At 49.7% G+C, this 21686-nt stretch carries 13 protein-coding genes; 11 read left to right on the top strand and 2 right to left on the bottom strand.

What is annotated here, in order from left to right; translation table 11 throughout:
* From DWZ45_RS04755 to DWZ45_RS04765, 3 genes are all read left to right on the top strand, one after another.
* The gene (locus DWZ45_RS04755; protein ID WP_118467920.1) at positions 1–1740 is read left to right on the top strand and encodes a hydantoinase B/oxoprolinase family protein; all 1740 of its coding nucleotides are present in this window, start codon (positions 1–3) and stop codon (positions 1738–1740) included.
* Between the two features lie 36 nt (positions 1741–1776).
* Positions 1777–2775, top strand: a complete 999-nt coding sequence (locus DWZ45_RS04760) for an SIS domain-containing protein (protein ID WP_118467921.1) — start codon at positions 1777–1779, stop codon at positions 2773–2775.
* A gap of 296 nt (positions 2776–3071) precedes the next feature.
* Complete coding sequence (locus DWZ45_RS04765) at positions 3072–3809, top strand: GntR family transcriptional regulator (RefSeq protein ID WP_118467923.1); 738 nt, start codon at positions 3072–3074, stop codon at positions 3807–3809.
* 246 nt (positions 3810–4055) lie between these two features.
* On the opposite strand, the gene DWZ45_RS04770 is transcribed toward DWZ45_RS04765, so the two are convergent.
* Positions 4056–5084, bottom strand: coding sequence for a 3-deoxy-7-phosphoheptulonate synthase (locus DWZ45_RS04770; protein ID WP_117796364.1), 1029 nt, complete (start codon positions 5082–5084; stop codon positions 4056–4058).
* 548 nt (positions 5085–5632) lie between these two features.
* On the opposite strand from DWZ45_RS04770, the gene DWZ45_RS04775 reads away from it, so the two are divergent.
* From DWZ45_RS04775 to addA, 8 genes are all read left to right on the top strand, one after another.
* On the top strand, positions 5633–6121 hold the full coding sequence (locus DWZ45_RS04775) for a TRAP transporter small permease (RefSeq protein WP_118468093.1): 489 nt from the start codon (positions 5633–5635) through the stop codon (positions 6119–6121).
* Positions 6122–9484 carry a TRAP transporter large permease subunit gene (locus DWZ45_RS04780; RefSeq protein WP_118467924.1) on the top strand — a complete coding sequence of 1121 codons (3363 nt, stop codon included), beginning with the start codon at positions 6122–6124 and terminating at the stop codon, positions 9482–9484.
* A gap of 225 nt (positions 9485–9709) precedes the next feature.
* Positions 9710–10282 (top strand): cob(I)yrinic acid a,c-diamide adenosyltransferase, encoded by a 573-nt coding sequence (locus DWZ45_RS04785; protein ID WP_118467926.1) that lies wholly within the window; start codon positions 9710–9712, stop codon positions 10280–10282.
* Between the two features lie 14 nt (positions 10283–10296).
* On the top strand, positions 10297–10830 hold the full coding sequence (locus DWZ45_RS04790; RefSeq protein WP_118467928.1) for a hypothetical protein: 534 nt from the start codon (positions 10297–10299) through the stop codon (positions 10828–10830).
* 145 nt (positions 10831–10975) lie between these two features.
* On the top strand, positions 10976–11314 hold the full coding sequence (locus DWZ45_RS04795) for a DUF1292 domain-containing protein (protein ID WP_022358993.1): 339 nt from the start codon (positions 10976–10978) through the stop codon (positions 11312–11314).
* A gap of 89 nt (positions 11315–11403) precedes the next feature.
* Complete coding sequence (gene rpoN / locus DWZ45_RS04800; RefSeq protein WP_118467930.1) at positions 11404–12906, top strand: RNA polymerase factor sigma-54; 1503 nt, start codon at positions 11404–11406, stop codon at positions 12904–12906.
* Positions 12907–12940: 34 nt separating this feature from the next.
* Complete coding sequence (gene addB, locus DWZ45_RS04805; protein ID WP_118467932.1) at positions 12941–16408, top strand: helicase-exonuclease AddAB subunit AddB; 3468 nt, start codon at positions 12941–12943, stop codon at positions 16406–16408.
* A 66-nt stretch (positions 16409–16474) separates the two neighbouring features.
* The gene (gene addA, locus DWZ45_RS04810; protein WP_118467934.1) at positions 16475–20302 is read left to right on the top strand and encodes a helicase-exonuclease AddAB subunit AddA; all 3828 of its coding nucleotides are present in this window, start codon (positions 16475–16477) and stop codon (positions 20300–20302) included.
* A gap of 234 nt (positions 20303–20536) precedes the next feature.
* Here the strand turns inward: addA and DWZ45_RS04815 are convergent, their stop codons facing one another.
* Positions 20537–21322: a MerR family transcriptional regulator gene (locus tag DWZ45_RS04815; protein ID WP_118467936.1), complete on the bottom strand. Its 786-nt coding sequence runs from the start codon at positions 21320–21322 to the stop codon at positions 20537–20539.
* Positions 21323–21686: the final 364 nt, after the last annotated feature.

Below are 21686 nucleotides of genomic sequence, written 5' to 3' on the forward strand. Positions count from 1 at the left end.
ATGGCAAAACAGATTGATACCGTAACAGTTGAGGTTGTCCGCAATCTTCTGATGTCCATTGCTGAGGAGACTTATGGAATCATTGTCCGCAGTGCATATTCTACTAATATGAAGGAACGTCGCGACGTGTGTACTGCAGTAATCGATCCGGATGGAAATAGTGTTGCCCAGGTGGAAAGTTTAGCTGCACTTTTAGGCTCAATGCTGAGTGTAGTTCCTAATATTTATGAAAAATTTGGAAAGGAAAATGTTCAGCCAGGCGATATGTATATTGCCAATGACCCGTATCATGGCGGCGGCAATCATCTGCCGGATATCGTAATCGCAGCACCGGCCTTTGTGGGAGATAAACTGGTTGGCTGGATTGCCAATATTGCGCATCATTCAGATATCGGTGGTAAGGTACCTGGTTCTACCTCCGGAGATGCAGATAGCTTATTCCAGGAAGGTATTCGAATTCCGGTAATCCGTATCCGCCAGAATGGAAAACTGATTCCGAGTGTTATGGACCTTCTTCTTGATAATACCAGAGTTCCACAGGAAAGAGAGGGCGACCTGACCGCACAGATGTCAGCAAACCTGATCGGTGTACAGAGAATTCAGGAAGCTTATGCCCGTTATCAGGACGATTTGATTGAGTGCATGAAAGAGCTGGTAGGCTATTCGGAGCGCCGTGTCCGTGCAGTCGTTGCAGAACTTCCGGATGGAGAATACAGCTATACCGATTATGTGGATGGCTGCGGCGACAAATATCCGGATCCGCTTCCGATTAAAGTGAAAATTACCATTAAGGGTGATGACCTGACAATTGATTTTACAGGAACCGCTGAGCAGATTAAAGCACCGATCAATGTGCCGTACCCTTGTACGAAAGCAGCCGTATTCTTCTCCATTAAGGCATTAATGGGAGATGATATCCCAGCCAATGAGGGAATTAACCGTGCGATTAAGATCATTGCACCGAAGGGCTGTATCGTTAATCCAACAGAACCAAGTCCGATTGGTGCACAGATTGACTGCCAGCAGCGAATCCCGGATGCCATTTTCGGAGCATTGGCACCAATCTTCCCGGATACCGTCGTAACGGCTGGTAATGGTGCTTGTACCACCACCATCTTAGCAGGTGAAGGTGCAATCGGAACAGACAGTGTGTTTATTTTCCACGAGGTTATTGCCGGAGGCGGCGGTGCTTCGAAGGGATTAGATGGTTTATCTGGTGTTCAGGTAAACATGACCAATACCTCTAATATGCCGATTGAGGCAACCGAGATGGAGTTCACAAAGATTCTTGCCAGAAAATATGAACTGAAGGAAGATACAGGCGGTGCCGGCCAGTTTAGAGGCGGCCTTGGTATCGAGCGTGAGTTAGAGATGATGCAGGATGATGTGGCATATACCGGATTAGGTGATCGTCATAAATTCCATCCATGGGGATTAGATGGCGGTAAAGAAGGCGCTGCCGGTGCATTCTACCGTGTAACTCCGGATGGAACTATCACAAAAATGGGACACAAGACAACCAGTTTTCCGTTAAAGAAGGGCGATATCATCCGGGTTGAAACTCCTGGTGCAGGCGGATATGGTGATCCGATGAAGCGTGAGCCGGAAAAGGTATTAAAGGATGTCATTGAGAAAAAGGTGTCTGTAGAGGCAGCGAAAAAAGATTATGGTGTGGTTGTTGTATCAGATGGAGTTCATTATCAGGTAGACGAACAGGCAACCAAAGCCCTCAGAGGATAAGATACGGCAAAACGTAAGAAAGAGAGGATTAATTCTATGATTAAAGGTATGCAGGAAGTCATCGATGTGATGACAAAAGCCAAAGCAGATCTGGATAAAAATGGCGGATTAAAACAGGTTATTTTCGTGGCTTGCGGAGGATCCTTTGCATCCTCTTATCCGGCACGGTTTCTGTTAAATCAGGAGAGCTCTCTGCGTGTTCAGGGATATAACAGCAGTGAGTTCGTGAATGCAACTCCGAAGAATGTAGATAAGAATACACTTGTGATTGGAACCTCCACTAAGGCAACGGCAGAAACCGTGGAAGCATTAAAGGTGGCAAAAGAAAAAGGCGCCGTTACGGTTGGTTTATCCGGATATGCAGATTCTCTGACAGCGCAGACGGCTGATTATTATATTACCTACTATCATGCAGATGAGTGGTATAAGGATCCAACCTTAGTTCATTACAACAGCCAGGGCACGGCGTTAAAGATTGCGTTCTGGCTCTTAAAAGAATATGACAATTATGAGGCATATGATCAGGCTCTGGAAGGATTCGAGAAGCTGGAAACAATTTACGGAAAAGCATATACAGATGTGCGTGCGGAGGCAGCTAAATTTGCCATGACCTACAAAGATGATACTGTATGGAATGTAATGTCAAGTGGTGCAGCCTGGGAGGTATCCTATTCAGATGCATTCTGCTTCTTTCAGGAGATGCAGACCGTACACTGTGTTCCGATTCATTCTGGTGAATATTTCCACGGTGCTTTTGAGACCTGTGACAAGGATCTTGCCATCCTTCTGTTCAAGAGCATTGGACGAACAAGACCGGTAGATGAGAGAGCAGAACGCTTCTTAAATCAGTTTGGCGGTCATCATTGGGTTATCGATGCAGAGAAGCTTGGCTTAGGCGAACTGGATGAGAGTGTTGCAGAATACTTCAATTCACTTCTGTTCCATCCGATTTCCAAGCAGTTTATTTCAGCAATGGCAGATGTGAGAATGCATCCGATGACATATCGCCGGTATATGTGGAAATTTGATTATTAAGGATTGAAGTAACCACATGAGCAAAACAGAAGCTGCAAAGCAGCGGTTTTTCGAATGGAGTTCTGAATAGTTACAAAAATATAATATAAAAGCAGGCCTGCAACCTTGTAGTTGTTGTGGGCCTGCTTTTTTCTTTTTTATACCGAGTAAAAAAAATACAATTTCTTTGTTAAAATAACGAAAAAAGCTTGTAATGGAACAATACAAATAGTATGATAGTGTATATAACATTATATATCATTTTGACTATATAGATGTAGGGCTCAATTATTATAAAGAATGAAAAGGAGAAGGGTATGGAGATAAATACAAATCCAAACAGCATAGTTCCATTATATGCACAGATTGTGGAGAGTTTGAAACGAGATATTGAGAATGGGGTTTATAATGCAACGGAACGAATTCCGGCAGAGGCAGAGTTAGCAAAACAGTACAATGTGAGCCGGATCACAGTTCGGCGTGCAGTGGATGATCTGGTGAGCCAGGGCCTTGTGGAAAAGAAGCAGGGAAAAGGAACCTTCATCTGCCGACAGAAATTCGCGAAGGATATAAAAAATCTCCAGAGCTTTTCAGAAATGTGCCGTCATATGAATATGAAGCCTGGAGGACAGATGCTTGAAAACAAGCTGGTTCTGGCAGATGACAAGATTCAAAAACAGTTAAATCTGGAACCTGGATCCTATGTGGTTTATATTTCGCGTCTGCGTACAGCGGATGGGGAACCGGTAGCCATTGAGAAGAATTACTTTCCGGTAAAATATTCCTTCCTTCTGGAAAAGCAGTTTAATGATAATTCTCTGTTTGAGTGCCTGCAGGAAGAGGCCAAGGTAAGAGTTGCTTCCTCAGAGAAGCGGATTGAATTATGCCGAGCCACGGCCGAAGAAGCAAAACTGATGAAAGTTAAGAAGGGAACACCGCTTCTTTATATTAAGAGTGTGACATATACATATGATAGAGAGCCTCTGTATGCAGGAGTACAGCTTTTTAATGGCGAAACCTGTTCTTTTTATGTATGTGAATCAATTGAACAATAAACCTAATATTCATTAATGCAGAAAATCAGATTTTTATTGCATCGAAATGGTGAATCTTAAGAATTTCTTCATAATTTATTTAAAGAGAATACAAACATTTTGGAGATAGGCATGATATACTATAACCATAATAAATGCATGATACAAAAGATTTAATCCTTTAACCTTTTTGAAATCCGAATTCCTAACGAAAAAAAGTCCGGCGGAGCTTTTCCACCGGACTTTTTTTCTGCATATTTCTATATTTTACAATCCTTCAGCCATTTCATACAGCAGACGCTCGGAATCATCCCATCCCAGACACGGGTCGGTGATGGATTTTCCGTAGATGTGTTCGCCAACTTTCTGGCTGCCTGGTTCGATGTAGCTTTCGATCATGACGCCTTTGACGAAGTTACGGATATCGTCGGAGTGACGACGGCTGTGGAGTACTTCCTTGACGATACGGATCTGCTCCATGTATTTTTTGTTGGAGTTGGAGTGGTTTGCATCGATGATGCAGGCCGGATTCTTCAGATCACGCTCGTTGTAGAGGTCTAAGAGCAGCTTCAGGTCTTCGTAGTGGTAGTTCGGCAGGCACTGGTCATGCTTGTTGACAGCACCACGCAGGATGGTGTGGGTCAGCGGGTTGCCCTGTGTCTTTACTTCCCAGCTGCGGTAGATGAACTCATGACCGTGCTGTGCTGCGTGTACGGCGTTCAGCATGACGGAGAGTGCGCCGCTGGTCGGATTCTTCATGCCGACCGGTACGTCGATGCCGCTGGCAACGAGGCGGTGCTGCTGGTTCTCAACGGAACGTGCGCCGACTGCAACATAGGACATAACGTCGGAAAGGTAGGTCAGGTTCTCCGGGTATAGCATCTCGTCTGCGGTCGAGAAGCCGGTTTCTTCGATCACACGCATGTGAAGTTTGCGAATCGCGATCAGACCCTGGTATAAGTTTGGCTTACCTTCCGGATTTGGCTGGTGTAAAAGTCCCTTATAGCCGTCACCGGTTGTTCTAGGTTTGTTGGTGTAGATTCTAGGAACCAGAATCAGTTTGTCCTTCACTTTCTCCTGTACCTTGGCAAGACGGTTTACATAATCAATAACCGCATCTTCCCGGTCAGCAGAGCACGGACCAATGATGACAAGAAACTTGTCGCTGTCGCCTGTAAAGACGTCACGGATAGCAGCGTCCTTTCGAGCTTTTTCTGCGGCCAGCTCCGGTGCCAGTGGAAACTGTGCACGAATCTCGTCCGGGGTCGGCAGCTTGCTGACATATTCAAATCCCATGAGTTTTATCCTCCTGTATTGTCTAAAAGATTTTCACACTTTAAAGCGTATAATGTTTATTATAGTATAGAAAAATCAAATCATCAATAGGTTGAGGGAAAAGAATTTTATTTCTTTTATGCTATTTTTATGTGGCTTTTATAAAACAGACCGTAGTCTATAAAAATGGTTGACGTATGTATTAAAAAAGTGTAGAATATATTCCATATCAGCAATATTTAATTTTAGTTTGATATAGTTCCATATGAAAACGGAACCGTTCATGCCTCGATTGACTGAGAGCAAGGGCGCGGCGGTCACTGTTTTTGTACGAATCCCGCACAAGCGGGAGCAGCGTTTGTTTGTTTGGTGCTGCATATGTTTGCGTGTTTTCCGAGAAAAACAGAACATTTAGCAGAAATCTGGCACTTCATTCGTCCCTATTATCTGGGGGCGTTTTTTTATGCCTTAGGAAATTGCGTCCTATGACACAAAAACGTTCAGATGAATGCGTACAGCCGACAGAAATGTGGAAAAATGAGATACTTATTTTAGGAGGAGAGCGCAGTATGAAAGGATATAAAAAGCTGATGGATATTGTGGCGATGGTTGAGAAAACCGTGCTGGTAGTCACGATGCTCCTGATCCTTGTACTGACGGTGGGAAATGTATTTTCCCGTAAGGTGATTCACCAGTCCTGGTCCTTTACAGAGGAGCTGGTTGTTGCCATTTTCGTATTAATTACGCTGCTTGGCGCGGCGCTGTCTGCGCGTGAGGGCGGATTGGTAGGCTTAAATCTGGTAACAGAGCGTCTGCCTAAATCAGCAAAGAAGCCGGTCGTGATTCTGATTACGATCTTTTCGGTTCTCTTTATGGGAATCTTATTTTACTATGGCATGGACAAGGTACTGGCGCAGCTTGCGAACCAGAAACGTACCTTTGTGCTGAACTGGCCGGAGTGGATCTTCTGGTCCTTTGTACCGATCGGTTCGGCGTGCATGATTCTTCATTTTATCGAGTTCTGTCTCGATGAGTGTACGAAAAAGGAGGACAAATAAATGGTTAGCGCAGTTCTTTTTATTACCTTTTTCGTATTATTGGTGCTGAATGTGCCGATCTCCGTCTGTCTGGGACTTTCTTCCGCAGCGGCGATCCTGTATTCCGGTACTTCTTTAACGATTGTCGCGACGAATATTTACTCCGGCATCAGTAAATTCCTGCTGCTGGCGATTCCGTTTTTCGTATTATCCGGAAATATCATGGCGAAGGCGGGGATTTCCACGCGCCTGATCCGTTTCGTTGACACATGTGTCGGTCACAGAAAAGGCGGCATTGCGAATGTGTGTATCATCGTAGCCTGCTTCTTCGGCGCGATCTCCGGTTCCGGTCCGGCGACGGTAGCGGCTCTGGGTGCGGTCCTGATTCCGGCGATGGTAGAGCGGGGCGGTTTCTCCGCAGCGTTCTCGACGGCATTGATGGCAACTTCCAGTTCCATCGCGATCGTCATCCCACCGAGTATCGCGTTTGTCGTATACGCGTCGATCACAGGTGTTTCCATCGGAGATATGTTTATGGCAGGCATCATTCCGGGTATCCTGATGGGTTTGGCTCTGGTAGTTGTCGTTATGCTGGAGGTACGCCGCAATCATGTCGTGCCGTCCAACGTAGAGAAAGCATCCGCAAAAGAGCGCTGGAACGCATTTAAGGATGCATTCTGGGGATTTTTGATGCCGGTCATTATTCTGGGCGGTATCTACGGAGGCATCTTTACACCGACCGAGGCGGCAGCCGTATCCGTTGTGTACGGTCTGTTTGTCGGTATGATTATTTATAAGGAAGTAAAATTTAAAGACCTGTGGGAAATTCTGATTGATTCGGCAAAGACCACCGGCGGCATCATGCTGATCGTAGCGTGTGCGTCGCTGTTCTCCTTTGTCTGCACCCGTTTCGGTATTTCGACGGCTGCTTCCGAACTGTTAGCAAGAGTGGCAGGCAACCAGTTTACTTTCTTGCTGATTTGTAACATTATTTTCCTGATCGCGGGCTGCTTTATTGATGCAAATTCTGCGATGTACATTTTCATCCCGATCATGTTGCCGGTCTGCAAGGCACTGGGCTACAACGTGATCGCATTTGGTATCATGGCAACGGTCAACCTGGCAATTGGTCAGGTAACACCTCCGGTCGGTGTCAACCTGTTTGTCGCGATCGGCATCAAATTAAGAGACGGTATCCGCGTAACGCTGCAGGAGATTTCCAGGGCAGTCGTTCCGATGGTAGCCGCTTCCATTGTTGTTTTACTGATAATTACTTATATTCCGCAGATTTCGACCTGTCTGCCGGCGGCACTGGGAAGTGCGGCAGCCATTGAAAATGGCGAGACAGCCGGAGGCGACAGCGGAACCACCCAGACAGACAATGACGATTTCAACACGATCGGCGATTACAGCGATCTGGATTGGGCGGATATGACCTGGAACTTTACGTGTTCCACAACCGAGACAAGCACCTGGGCACAGGCGGGACGCAAGTTTGGCGAGCTCATGGAGCAGGCGACCGGCGGCAAGGTCAAAGTAGATGTTTACGCAGCCGATCAGCTGACCGGTGGAAACCAGTCTGAGGGCATCCAGGCACTGATGAACGGAGATCCGGTGCAGATTTCGATGCACAGCAACCTGATTTATTCGGCATTTGACCCGCGGTTCAATGTTGTATCACTGCCGTATCTGTTTGATTCTGTTGAGACAGCGGATGCAGTCTTAGATGGTCCGGCGGGCGACAAGCTGGTTGAGATCCTGGAAAGCTATGGCCTGCATTGTATGGGTATGGCGGAGAATGGTTTCCGTCAGCTGACCAACAGCGAACATCCGGTTCGTTCCGTGGAAGATATGAAGAACCTGAAGCTGCGTGTGGCTGGTTCGAACCTTCTGATGAAGTGCTATGAGCTGTGGGGCGCAGATGCGACCAATATGAACTGGTCCGAGACGTATACGGCGCTGCAGCAGGGCACGGTAGACGGGCAGGAGAACCCGCTTCCGGCGATTGATGCGGCGAGTGTACAGGAAGTACAGAAATATGTTTCACTGTGGAACGCAAACTATGACTGCCTGTTCTTCTGCATCAATCAGAAGCTGTATGACAGCCTGACACCGGAGCAGCAGGCGGTTGTTGATGAGGCAGGCCGTAAGGCAGTGGCTTACGAGCGTGAGATCAACCGTGCAGGCGATGAGGAGATTCTGGATCGCTGGCAGACTAAGAACGGTGTGGAGGTGCTGAAATATGAGGATCTCGACATCGAATCCTTTAAGAAAGCAGCTGAGCCGGTAACGGAATGGTTTATCGGAGAACTGAAAAACCAGGGCTTTGATGATGCAGAGGATCTGGTAAACACCTTTACTGAAAATGCGGCTAGTGCAGTTAAGACGGCGGGCATTGAAAATTCTTCGACCTATCAGGTGGAAGATCACAGTGACCTGAACTGGCCGGAAATGACCTGGAACTTTACGTGTTCCACGACAGAAACCAGTACCTGGGCACAGGCAGGACGCAAGTTTGGCGAGCTCATGGATCAGGCAACGGGCGGCAAGGTCAAAGTAGATGTTTACGCAGCGGATCAGCTGACCGGTGGAAACCAGTCCGAGGGCATCCAGGCGCTGATGAACGGAGATCCGGTGCAGATTTCGATGCACAGCAACCTGATTTATTCGGCATTTGACCCGCGTTTCAACGTGGTATCGCTGCCGTATCTGTTTGATTCAGTGGAGGACGCCGACGCGAAGCTGGACGGCGAGGCTGGCCAGAAGATGGATGAGATTCTTTCTTCCTATGACCTGCATTGTATGGGTATGGCGGAAAATGGTTTCCGTCAGCTCACGAACGGCGTGCGCCCGGTTCATTCCGTGGAAGATATGAAGAACCTGAAAGTGCGTGTGGCTGGTTCAAACCTTCTGATGAAGTGCTACGAGCTGTGGGGCGCAGATGCGACCAACATGAACTGGTCCGAGACTTACACGGCATTGCAGCAGGGTACGGTAGACGGTCAGGAGAACCCGCTTCCGGCGATTGATGCGGCAAGCGTACAGGAAGTACAGAAATACGTTTCCATGTGGAATGCAAACTATGACTGCCTGTTCTTCTGCATCAACCAGGATATTTACGACAGCCTGACACCGGAGCAGCAGGAAGTAGTCGATGAGTGCGGCAAACTTGCTGTTCAGTACGAGCGCGAGATCAACCGCGCAGGCGACGACGAGATCCTTTCCAGATGGCAGTCCAAGAATGGCGTCGAGGTCATCCCGTATGAGGATCTGGATATCGATTCCTTCAAGGCAATTGTAGAACCAGTAACCGAGTGGTATATCGGGGAACTGAAAAAACAGGGTTATAAGGATGCGGAAGAGCTGGTTGCTGCATTCAAATAGGAAAATTAGAAGTTTGAAGTTAGAAGTTTGGTAAAATTGAATCATTGAGTTTGGTTTTCTGGCGGTTCTGGCCCTTGGGATCAGACCGCCAGATTGCGTATATGGGGAAATATTTCAATGTAAATTTTCAATCGGGCAAATATTGTGGTTGGCAGTTTGATATGATAAGATAGTTGGTATCGGTGCGCTGAAAAGCGAGATAAAAAGAAAGAAAAGGAAAAATATATGGGATGTGTACATCTGTACTGCGGCGACGGAAAAGGAAAGACGACGGCGGCGATCGGTCTGGCGGTCCGGGCAGCAGGAGCGGGAAAACAGGTAGTTGCTGCCCGCTTTTTAAAAACGGATCAGTCTGGGGAGGTGGAGATTTTAAAGCGGCTCCCGGAGGTGACGTTGATTCCCTGTGAAAAAACATTTGGATTCACGTGGAAAATGACCGATGAGGTGAAGCGGGAGGCGGCGGATTATTATAAAAGTATGTTTGAGACAGCGTGCTGTGAGGCAGTGAAGCGGTGTGGGAAAATGGAAGATTCAAGAAGCAGGAAAATACAGAATAATGAAACCTGCGATGTTCTGCTGGTGTTGGACGAGGTCTGTGCTTCTCTTTCTTCGGGACTTTTGGAGCTGACGGATATAGTGGATTTTCTGGATCACAGACCAGCGGATCTGGAAGTTGTGATGACGGGGCGGAAACCGCCGGAGGAGCTGCTTTTGCGGGCTGATTACGTGACAGAGATGGAAAAAATCAAGCATCCGTTTGACCGGAAAATCCTGGCGCGGCGGGGAATTGAATATTAGAGAGGGGACTCTGAATGGGATTTATAAAGAGAAAGCATCGTCCGGAGTACGCTGCAGTGCAGCGGGAATGGGCAATGTGGGTAAAACAGATGGAAAAAACACTTCCGGGTTACGGGGAGCAGAATGAGGCATTGCACTGGATGGTACGGATTCTGACGGGGGTGCGGGTTCTGTACTGCCTGTTTTATCTGATTATGACATTTGTCTATGGAATGGAGAAAACAAATGCGGTCATGACGCTTTTGGGACCGTTTATTTTTTATGGCTGGTATATGCTGATGCTGCGGGAGAGCCCGGTGCTTACGGTGTTGATGCTGATCGGGCGTGGGGCGAGTATTGTGTGGGGCGGCGTATCGCTGCTTCAGATGAGCTGGTGGCTGCCATTTCCGCTGGTTTTCATGCTGGTGACGGCGGCGGCAATCGAATTTATAGAGGCGGTATTCTGCATCTATATGCTGTTTAACCCGCTGGCACGGCACACAATCCGCTTAAACCGGGCATTTGCACGTGGAATGCGCGTACAGGTGCCGGATGAGGGGCTGGAATAGATGGCGGCGTATCGGAATGAAGCGGACAATGAGGAAGTCAAGTCTTGATTTTTACAGAATACTCTGATACAGTGGAGTCAAGACAGGATTCCGCCAACGGATCTTGTGGGACGTAGAAAAGGCATAGAAAAGAAAGAGGTAAAATATGGCAGATAATAAGAATATGACGCAGGAAGAGATCGACAACGGCGAGGAGATGACCGTGACTCTGACATTGGATGACGGCAGAGAGATTGAGTGTGTTGTTCTGACGATTTTCCCGGCAGGCGGCAAGGATTATATTGCCCTTCTTCCGATGGATGACATCGAGGCAGAGGACGGCGAGGTATATCTGTACCGTTATAGCGAGGATGAGAACGGACAGCCGAACCTGGAAAACATCGAGGACGACGATGAGTATGAGATCGTGGCAGATGCGTTTGACGAGCTTCTGGACGAGCAGGAATATGATGAGCTGGTCGGCGAGGATGAGCTGGATCAGTAATTAGGAGGCAAAAGACAGGACGCCCAGGTACTTCGCAGGCAGAAACGGCGAGGCATCTGGGCGTTTTACATCTTTTCAGGGGTGGTACGATGGAACTGAAACAGGAGTTAAAGCTCAAACAGACCTTGTCCCAGAAAATGATACAATCCGCAAATATTCTTCAGATGGGGCAGATAGAGCTGAAAGAGTACATAGAAGAGATGGCGCTGGAAAATCCAGTGGTGGATCTGGAAGAGCGGGAGCCGGAGAACGGACGGCTGGAAGAAAATGGAGAGCTGAACGAGAAAATCCGCAGACTTGAAGAACTTGCCAGCCTTGACCGCCAGAACCAGACCTATTATCAGGATGAGGAAGAAGAGGCGGGACGATTAGAGCCGGGACGGAGTCAGGATGGGCTTTTGGAATCGCTTCTGGAACAGGCGTGTATGCTGCATCTGACGAAAAGAGAAGAAAAAATATTCCGCTATATGATCAAAAATCTGGATGCAAGCGGATATCTCAGCGTGAATTTTGGAGAACTCTGCGCTGGGCTGGGAATTGAGGAGACAGAAGGGGAGCGTATCTGGAAAAATTTTGGCAGGCTGGAACCGCGCGGGATCGGGGCGCGGTCGCTGAAGGAGTGTCTGTTGATGCAGCTGTCTTACCTGGCAGAAGACGGCGGCGCGGTGATTGATATTGTTCAGAATGGAACGATGCGAACCGAAATTCTGGCGGCACACATCATTTCCAACCATCTGGATCTGCTTGGAAAAAACCAGATGAAGCAGCTTGCCCGTGTATGCTCCTGCAATCTGGAGGAAGTGCTTCTGGCAGCAGCGCGGATCCGGGAGCTGAATCCCAAACCAGGAAGCGGATATGGGGATGAGAGCTATGATAAATATATCGTACCAGATATAATTATTACCCAGACGGAACACGGATTTGAAATGCAGCTTTCCGATGAGACACTGCCGCAGATTGCCATCAATCCGTATTATCTGTCATTGATGAAGCAGAAAGATACCGAGACGGAGGCAAAGGACTACATTGAGGGGAAAATCCGGCAGGCTGAATGGGTCTGCCAGTGCATTGGGAAGCGCAACCAGACATTGTTGCGGCTGGCAGAAGAGATTTTGTGCGTACAGGGGGAATTTTTCGCAAAAGGAAGTGGAAAACTGGCTCCGTGGACGCAGAAACAGGCGGCTAAATCGCTGGGGGTCAGCGATCCGACGCTGAGCCGGACAGTGCGTGAAAAATATCTGCAATGCCGCTGGGGGATTTTTCCGCTGTCATATTTCTTTTCAAGACACATGGCTGCGGAGGGATTCGGGACAACGGATAAGGGAAGAATGGCAGAACGGGAAGAGGCGGCGAATCAGGAAGAAACGGCGGTTCAGGCAGAAATGGTGAATCGGATGGAAACAGGCAAAGATCCGCGGGAGGCAATCCGCCATCTGATCAAAACGGAAAATCCGAGAAAGCCGTTCAGCGACCGCGTGCTGTCAGAAAAACTGGCGGAAGCGGGGATCACGCTGTCGCGGCGGACTGTGGCGAAATACCGGGAAGAAATGGGAATCCGGGATGCATCCGGGCGGAAGTGCTTTGGTATCTGACAGAAAACATAGACAGAAAGACAGAGGGAAAACTATGTCATTGCAATTTATAATCGGTGGTTCCGGTTCGGGAAAGACACGGACATTGTATGAAAATCTGATCCGTCAGTCGATGGAAGAGCCGGACGAACGTTTTTTTGCTCTGGTGCCGGAACAGTTTACGATGCAGACGCAGAAAGAGATCGTGATGCTGCATCCGAACCATGGCGTGATGAATATCGATATTGTCAGTTTTGAGCGTCTGGCATACCGGGTGTTTGAGGAACTAGCGATTGAAAATCTGGCGGTGCTGGATGATATGGGAAAATCGATGGTTCTGCGGCGCGTCTCATCGGGCGTCCGGGGAAATCTGCACCTGTTTGGAGGGCATCTGGACAAGGCGGGCTTTATCAGCGAGATCAAATCGATGCTGTCTGAGTTTTTCCAGTACGGCATCACGGAGGAAAAGCTGGAGACGCTGATCGGGGAGACGAAAAGCCCGCTGCTGCGCCAGAAGCTTCTGGATATGCAGGTTTTATACCGGGCATTCCAGGCGTATACCGAGGAAAAAGTGATCGTAAAAGAAGAAATTTTAAGCCTTCTCTGCCGGGTGCTGCCGCAGTCACAGCTCATCCGCGACAGCGTTGTGACGCTGGATGGCTATACGGGCTTTACGCCGATCCAGTATGAGCTTCTGGAACTCTTATTCCGGTGCTGCCGGAAGGTGATCGTGACGGTCACGATGGATCCGGAGGACAATCCGTACCGCGAGAGCGTGCAGCAGAAGCTCTTTTACATGAGCCGTCATACCGTCTGCCGTCTGATTGACCGTGCTGCAGCTGCCGGATGCAGCCGGGATGAGGATATTTTGTTGAAAGAAAAACCAATGTGGAGATTTAAGGACAGCCCGGAACTGGGATTTATTGAAAATGAATTATTCCGATATAGGGGAAAGGTGTATCATTCTGGGAGCGGGAACGAAAGCGGGGCTGCGGCTGAACACGACCGGGAAAGCCTGCGTCTAATTGAAGCAGCAACCCCGCAGGCGGAAATCTCTTTCTTATGCGGAGAAATCCGGCGTCTGGTGGCATCGGAGGGCATCCGTTACCGGGAGATCGCGGTGATTACCGGCGACTTGGAGACATATTCGCGGGAGATTCTGAGGCAGTTTGAGAAGAATCAGATCCCGTGTTTTATTGATTATAAGAAAAATATTTTAAGTAACCCGATGGTGGAACTAATCCGGGCGGCGCTGGAGGTGCTGCAATCGGGCTTTTCCTATGAATCGGTGTTTCGATTCCTAAAAACAGGGCTGGTGATGCCGCTTGCGGGGCTTTCACCGGAAGTGATCTATCAGGCGGAAAATTATGTGATTGCGCTTGGAATCCGCGGGTTTAAGCGGTGGAACAGTACATGGGAGCGCGTGTACCGGGGGGCAGAGCTTATCAATCTGGATGAGTTAAATCAGTTCCGTGAGGCGGTTGTCACACCATTTCTGCCGCTTCGGGAGGTGTTTTCCAACCGCAAAGCAACGGTGCGCGAGCGGACGGAGGCGCTGGTCCATTTTCTCGAAGCACTTGAGATGGAGCAGAAGCTGGCGGCGATGGCGCAGCAGTTTGAAGAAGTGGGCGATATGAGTCTTGCCAAGGAGTACGGGCAGGTGTATGGGCTGGTGATGGATCTGTTTGACCGGATTGTGGCGCTTCTCGGCGAGGAGATCATGGGACAGCGGGAGTATGCAGAGATTCTGGACGCCGGTTTTGCGGAGATCAAGGTAGGACTGATCCCCGCGGTCGTGGACCGGATCGTGGTCGGCGATATCACGCGAACCCGTCTTTCCAATATAAAAGTGTTGTTTTTTGCCGGAGTCAATGACGGGATAGTGCCGTCTGTTTCGGGACGCGGCGGGATCCTTTCGGAGGCGGATCGCCGGGCGCTGCGGGAAATGCAGGTAGAATTGGCGCCGACCGCGCGGGAGGAAAGCTTTTTGCAGCGATTTTATCTCTATCTGGCGCTGACAAAGCCATCGGACTATCTCTATCTGTCGTGTGCGGCGTCCTCTGCCGAGGGAAAAGCGATGCGTCCTTCGAGTCTGATGCTGCAGCTGCTTAAATTATTTCCGGAGAAACGTCTGGAACAGCCGGAGGAAGAGAAGGAAGCGCTCTGGTCGCCGGAGCTTGGCATGAGCTGGGTGCTTCGGGGACTGCAGGATGAAAAAAGCGGGGAAAATGACCAGTTTATATCGCTGTACCGATACTTTATTCAGGCAGAATCGTACCGGGATGAAATGCAGGCGCTCTCGGATGCTGCATTTTATATCTATCAGGATACGGGCATCGGGAAGGCGGCGGCGCGGGCGCTCTATAGTCCGATTCTGCGGGGCAGTGTGACGCGTATGGAGCTGTATGCGTCGTGTGCGTATGCACATTTTCTTTCGTATGGGCTGGAATTGTCGGAACGGCAGATGTACGAGATTGCCCCGTCGGATATCGGAAATCTGTTCCATGCGGCGATCGACATGTATTTCACGCGGATGAAAGAGGAAAATCGCCGGTTTTCCGGCATTTCGGAGGAAGACCGCCAGAAAATGGTGGCGGAGTGTGTGGCGTCGGTCACGGAGGAATACGGCAATGCGATTCTGGGAAGCTCGTACCGGAACCAGTATCTGGAACGGAAGGTATACCGGATCACGGATCGGACGATCTGGGCACTGACGGAACAGCTAAAAAAAGGTGATTTTGAGCCAGCCGGGTTTGAGGTCAGTTTTTCACCGATGGATCACCTGAGAGCGATGCGGATTCCGCTTTCAAGCGAGGAGGCGATCCATCTGCGCGGGCGGATTGACCGAATCGATCTCTGCGAGGATGGCGACCGGCTGTACCTTAAGATCATTGATTACAAGACGGGAAAAACGAAATTTGACCTGACGGATATTTATTATGGATTGCAGCTGCAGCTGGTCGTCTACATGGATGCGGCGATGGAGAAGATCGGGCGGGAATACCCGGATAAAACGGTGGTTCCAGCGGGGCTTTTCTATTATCATATCGAGGATCCGATGGTGGAGCGCAAGCCGGTGGAGTCGGAGGAGGAGACGAATGCCGATATTTTGAAGGCACTGCGGATGAACGGGCTGGTAAACGGCGATCGGGAGGCACTGGCACATCTGGATAACCGGCTGGGCGAGGAGGCGACGGCGGATTCGGATGTTGTGCCGGTTTCGATTAAAAATGAGGCGATCGTTGAGCGGCGTTCGCAGGCGGCAGGGGAAGAAAAATTCCGTGTGCTGGGCGCGTATGTGAACCGGAAAATGAAGCATATGGGGCGGGAGATTCTGGATGGAAACATTGCGGCGTCGCCGTACAAAAACGGCCAGAAAACGGCGTGCGATTATTGCCCGTACCACAGTGTGTGCGGATTTGATTTGAAAACGGACGGCTACCAGTTCCGGCGTTTTGATAAGCTGAGCCCGGAGGAGATCTGGGGGAAGATGGAAGAAAAGGATAAGGAAACGGAACGGTAGGTTTGTGTTTGGCTGTGACTGTGGGAATGAAAGAAGAACCAGTCATGAAAAAGGAAAGGGCGAGAAATGGCAGTAAATTGGACCAGGGAACAGAAGCAGGTAATTGAGGGGCGGGAGAAAAGCCTCCTGGTGTCGGCAGCGGCCGGAAGCGGCAAGACCGCGGTGCTGGTTGAGCGGATCATCCAGATGATCACGGAGGGGGAGAACCCGAAGGACATAGACCGCCTGCTTGTCATGACTTTTACCCGGGCGGCAGCGGCGGAGATGCGGGAGCGGATCCAGGCGGCGATTGAGAAAAAACTGGAATCGGAGCCGGAAAATGAACATCTCCAGCAGCAGGCAGTTCTGGTTCAGTTTGCCCAGATCACGACGATCGACAGCTTCTGCCTGCATATCATGCGGGAACATTTTGACCGGCTGGACATCGATCCGGCATTCCGGGTTGGCGATGAGGGCGAAATGCTTCTGATGCGCGCTGATGTGATGGATGGGCTGCTGGAAGATTATTACCGCGACGGCGGGAAACGGTATGAGGAGTTTGTGGACGCGTATGCGACGGGCAAGGCGGACGATGGAATTGCCGAGTATGTGATGCAGGTCTACAATTTCGCCCAGAGTAACCCGTGGCCGGATGCGTGGTATGAAAAATGCCGTGAGGAGCTGCTCTTGACCGAACAGGGAGAGCTGGAGCAGACGGAGTGGATGCAGTTCCTTTTGCGTGATATTGCATTGCAGGCGCAGGAGTGGAAAATACAGCTTCGGGAGGCGTGGGAGATCTGCCAGGAGACGGGGGGACCGATGCCGTACCTGCCGATGATCGAGGAAGATCTGCGCCATGCGGAGGCAGTCTGCGGGGCAGCCGGTTCGTTTGAAACGATCTCGGAGGCATTGGAACAATTTACGTTTTCGCGTCTGGCGGCGATCCGCGGCAAAAACGGGGAGGTCGATCCGGAGAAAAAGGCGCTTGTTTCCGACTGCCGCAGCCGGGTCAAAAAAGCAGTTGAAAAGTTAAAAGGAGAGTACCTGTTTGCCTCCCCGGAGCAGATGCTTACGGATATGGAAGCCGGAAAAGAGCGGATTTTGGAACTTTTGGAGCTGGCGCAGGAATTTGGACGGCGGTTTAGGGCGAAGAAGAAAGAGAAAAATGTGGTGGATTTTCATGATCTGGAACATTTTGCGCTGGAGATTCTGACAGAACCGGAATCAGAATGTTCCGAGGCGGAGGAAACTTCAAGTGCAGAAGAAACCGATCAGATGCAGGGGAAAAATGCCTGGACAGTGCGCGTACCAGGCACAGTCGCGGATGAGCTCGCCGTGCAGTACGACGAAATTCTGGTGGACGAGTACCAGGACAGCAACCTGGTTCAGGAGACGCTGATCCAGTGCATCAGCGGTGAACGTTTTGACCGCCCGAATGTGTTTATGGTGGGCGATGTCAAGCAGAGTATCTATAAATTCCGCCTGGCGAGACCGGAATTATTTCTGGAAAAATACAGCACATACACGTCGGAGGAGAGCGCGCACCAGAAGATCGAGCTTCACCAGAACTTTCGAAGCCGGGATCACATACTGGAATCGATCAATGCGATTTTTTACCGTATCATGACGGAAAAGCTGGGAAATATATCCTATACGGAAGATGCGGCACTGCATCCGGGCGCAGCCTTTGAAGAGCGGGATGGCCTGGATGAGTTAAAGACGGAGCTTTTGCTGGTGGATTTGTCGGTGCAGCCGCAGAAAGAGACGGAATCCCCCGAGTTAGATGATGAGGCAGCCGATTACACCGCCAGAGAGCTGGAAGCGCGCATGATCGCCGGAAAGATCCGTGAGATGACGGATAAAGAACGGGGGATCACGATCTGGGATAAGGAGCTTGGCGCTTACCGTCGGGCGCAGTACGGGGATATTGTGATTCTGCTTCGAAGCGTCAGCGGATGGGCGGAAGAATTTATCGAGGTGCTGGCGACGCAGGGGATTCCGGCGGTCGCAGAGTCTCGGACGGGATATTTTAATACGCTGGAAGTCGAGACGGTGCTGAATCTTTTGGCAGTCATCGACAATCCGATGCAGGACATTCCCCTGGCGTCGGTGCTCAAATCGCCGTTTGGCGGCGTTTCTGATGAGGAGATGGCGTGGATTGTGGCGGAACATAAGGCGGGCGTTGACCGGTCGCGGGATGCAGGGCTTTACCGGGCGGTTGTGGAGTATATGAACGAGGATGGACCGGTGAAGTCGAATGACGAAAGTGACGAGTCGTCGATCGCGGATGTGTTTCGTTTTCAAAAAAATAAATTAATTCAAAAGAATAACCTGCGCCGAAAACTCCAAAAACTCTTTACTCTTCTGGATACATTCCGCCAGGAAGCTGTTTACCTGCCGATGCACGAGCTCCTCTACCGGATTTACGACAAAACGGGCTATTATCGCTATGTATCGGCGCTTCCGGGCGGGGCGGGACGGCGCGGCAATCTGGATATGCTGGTGGAGAAAGCGGCAGCCTATGAGGCGACGAGCTACCGGGGCGTGTTCCATTTTATCCGGTATATTGAAAAATTGAAAAAATATAACACAGATTTTGGCGAGGCGCCGGTGGCGGATTCCGAGGGAACGGTGGTGCGGATCATGAGTATCCATAAGAGCAAGGGACTGGAATTTCCGATCGTGTTTGTGGCTGGAATGGGAAAAAATTTTAACAAGCAGGATACGCGGGGGAAACTTCTGATCGACGCGGATCTGGGAATCGGAACCGACTATCTGGACAGCGAGAAGCGCATCAAGGGACCGACGCTCAAGAAAAATGTGATGAAACGCCGGATGGAACTGGAGGCGCTGGGCGAGGAACTGCGTGTTCTTTACGTGGCGCTGACGCGTGCGAAGGAAAAACTGATTCTGACGGCGTCCTCCCGGAAATTGGAGGATCGGATTGCGAAGTGGAGCGCAGTGGCAGCCGAACACGGGGCGATTCCGTATACGATTCTGACGCTGGCTTCCTCGTATCTGGATTGGATTTTGATGAGTATTCCGGAAAAAAATCCGTGGATTTCATATCAGATGGAAACGCTTTCCGACCAGATCGACCGTGAGATCGGCACGCAGATACGCCAGACGTTATCGAGAGAGTGGCTGCGGTGGCTGGCGGGGGAGGACAGCCATTTGTCGAATGACGAGAATCATCCAAACACGCAAAATCGGCTCGAAAATATCAGGCAAATAGAATCGATTATCAGCAGCAACTACCATTTCCAGTACCCATACCTGGACGATCTGAGTCTCAACACCAAGATGTCCGTTTCTGAACTCAAGAAAAAGGGCATGGAGGAAGAAGAGGAGGAGATGGTATTTCTGCCGACGCTGCCAGTGTTTATGGAGAAGGAGCAGGAAGAAAAAGGCGGCGCGACGCGCGGTACAGCGTACCACCGTGTGTTGCAGTTGTTGCCGTTTGAGCGGGCAATGTCGAGACAGGAGTTAAATGCATTTCCGGCGAAGCTGGCGGCTGAGGGGCGGATGGATGCCGAGGCGGCGGCGTTGGTGCGCGGCTCAGATCTGGCAAAACTGACAGCCAGTTCATTGGGAAAACGCATGCAGAGAGCGGCAGCAGCCGGGAAACTGTACCGGGAAAAACAGTTCGTCATCGGTATTCCGGCGCGCGAAATGGGCGACTGGGATTCGGATGAGCGGATTCTGATACAGGGTATCATCGACGCCTTTTTTGAGGAGGATGGCAAGCTGGTTCTGGTGGATTATAAGACAGATTATGTGGAAAATTCAGACATTCTGATCCGCCGCTATGAGGCACAGGTGCGCTACTATACCCGCGCACTAGAACAGATGACAGGAAAAAGGGTGGCGGAGCGCTACCTGTATTCATTCCGGTTTGGGGCGATTGAAGTGTAAGGCAGTGATTCTGGATACAGATAGGCACGTTCGGAGCCGATCGTATTTCCAGTCAATACGCCGGGATATGCGGCGCAGGAGGATCTGACGGAGTACCGGAGTTTTACGGATTATACGGATCAGGGCTTTGTTTATGTCCATGCGGGCTGCCGCGGCCGATAACTTTATAGAGTGGGTCAATGCGTGCTGCGCCCAGAGGAATTAAAATAATAAAATTAGAGAAATAAGTTTTGGTTAAAGGGTATCATCCGCCATCAGAACCGCTACCTGCGTCAGAAAGTTCTCAGGATTTTTGTGCTGGGGCGGTCCCTCCAGATAGAGGTGGCGGGCGGTGCCCTTTAATGGAATCTGATATTTGTTAGCATACGCACAAAGATGCTTCACAATTACCGGAAGACCTTCATAGGCACCGTGATAAAAGATACAGAGCGCTTTCTGGCAGGGCAGGGTGACGAGATGTTCACCCAGGCTTTCCGGCGGGACGGCGATGCAGCAGGTAAAATCGCCCGGATTCGAAAGGTTGTATTCGGTGAAAAACATATGCTGGGTGGTGTCAGAACCATATTGGCGGATCGCCTTGATGAAGACGCTACGTAATTGCTCTTTCTTGTCTTCAAGTTCTGTCGAATGCAGATCCTGGCAGTAAACGGTCTGGGCGGGAAGTTCTATCTGTCGGATTTCAAAGTCATTGTGCCCTTTTGAATGTTCTTTTAATTTCTCAATATTCCGGCTGATCTCGTCACGCAGATCTTCCAGACGAGTGATCAGCGGCTCCAGATCCGTCGTGCCGTGATAATAGGCATAGATATCATCCAGCGACAGACCGAGATTCTGCAGAATGCGGATGCTCCGGATGCGCGAGACGGTGTCTGCTGTATAGTAACGGTTTCCATTGATACCGTCTCTCTGATCCGGCAGAATAAGACCCTTGTCTTCATAATTTAAAATCATGCGCCGGGTCACTTCCAACGCTTTGGCTGCCTCGCCGATCGAGAGCAGCCGTTTTTTATCGTGCGTCATAAAACCTCCTGTTAGATATCCATAAGATGTGCAATCATGTATATTTGTTATGTAGGGTTCTGGTGCAATTTTTTACACTCATAGTTTTTTATAATTACATGAAAAATAAGTAAAAATTATATAAATTAGCTAAAAAGGGATTGTATCGCACATCAATGTACGATGTATAATCATTTTATTGAAAGCGGGATGCTGTGTCAAGTATCCCGCCGATGCAAAACGCCACACAATTTGTCATACTATGCACGTTGAAAAGGAGTATCCGGGCAGGCAGGAGCGTCAGAAATTGGGGAGAATGAGTATTTTATATACAGAAAGATTTGATGGCTCATCTGCAAACATCTGCCCGGAGAAACATTTCAAC

Source organism: Clostridium sp. AF32-7AC, from assembly GCF_003477925.1.
GTDB lineage: Bacteria > Bacillota > Clostridia > Lachnospirales > Lachnospiraceae > Otoolea > Otoolea fessa.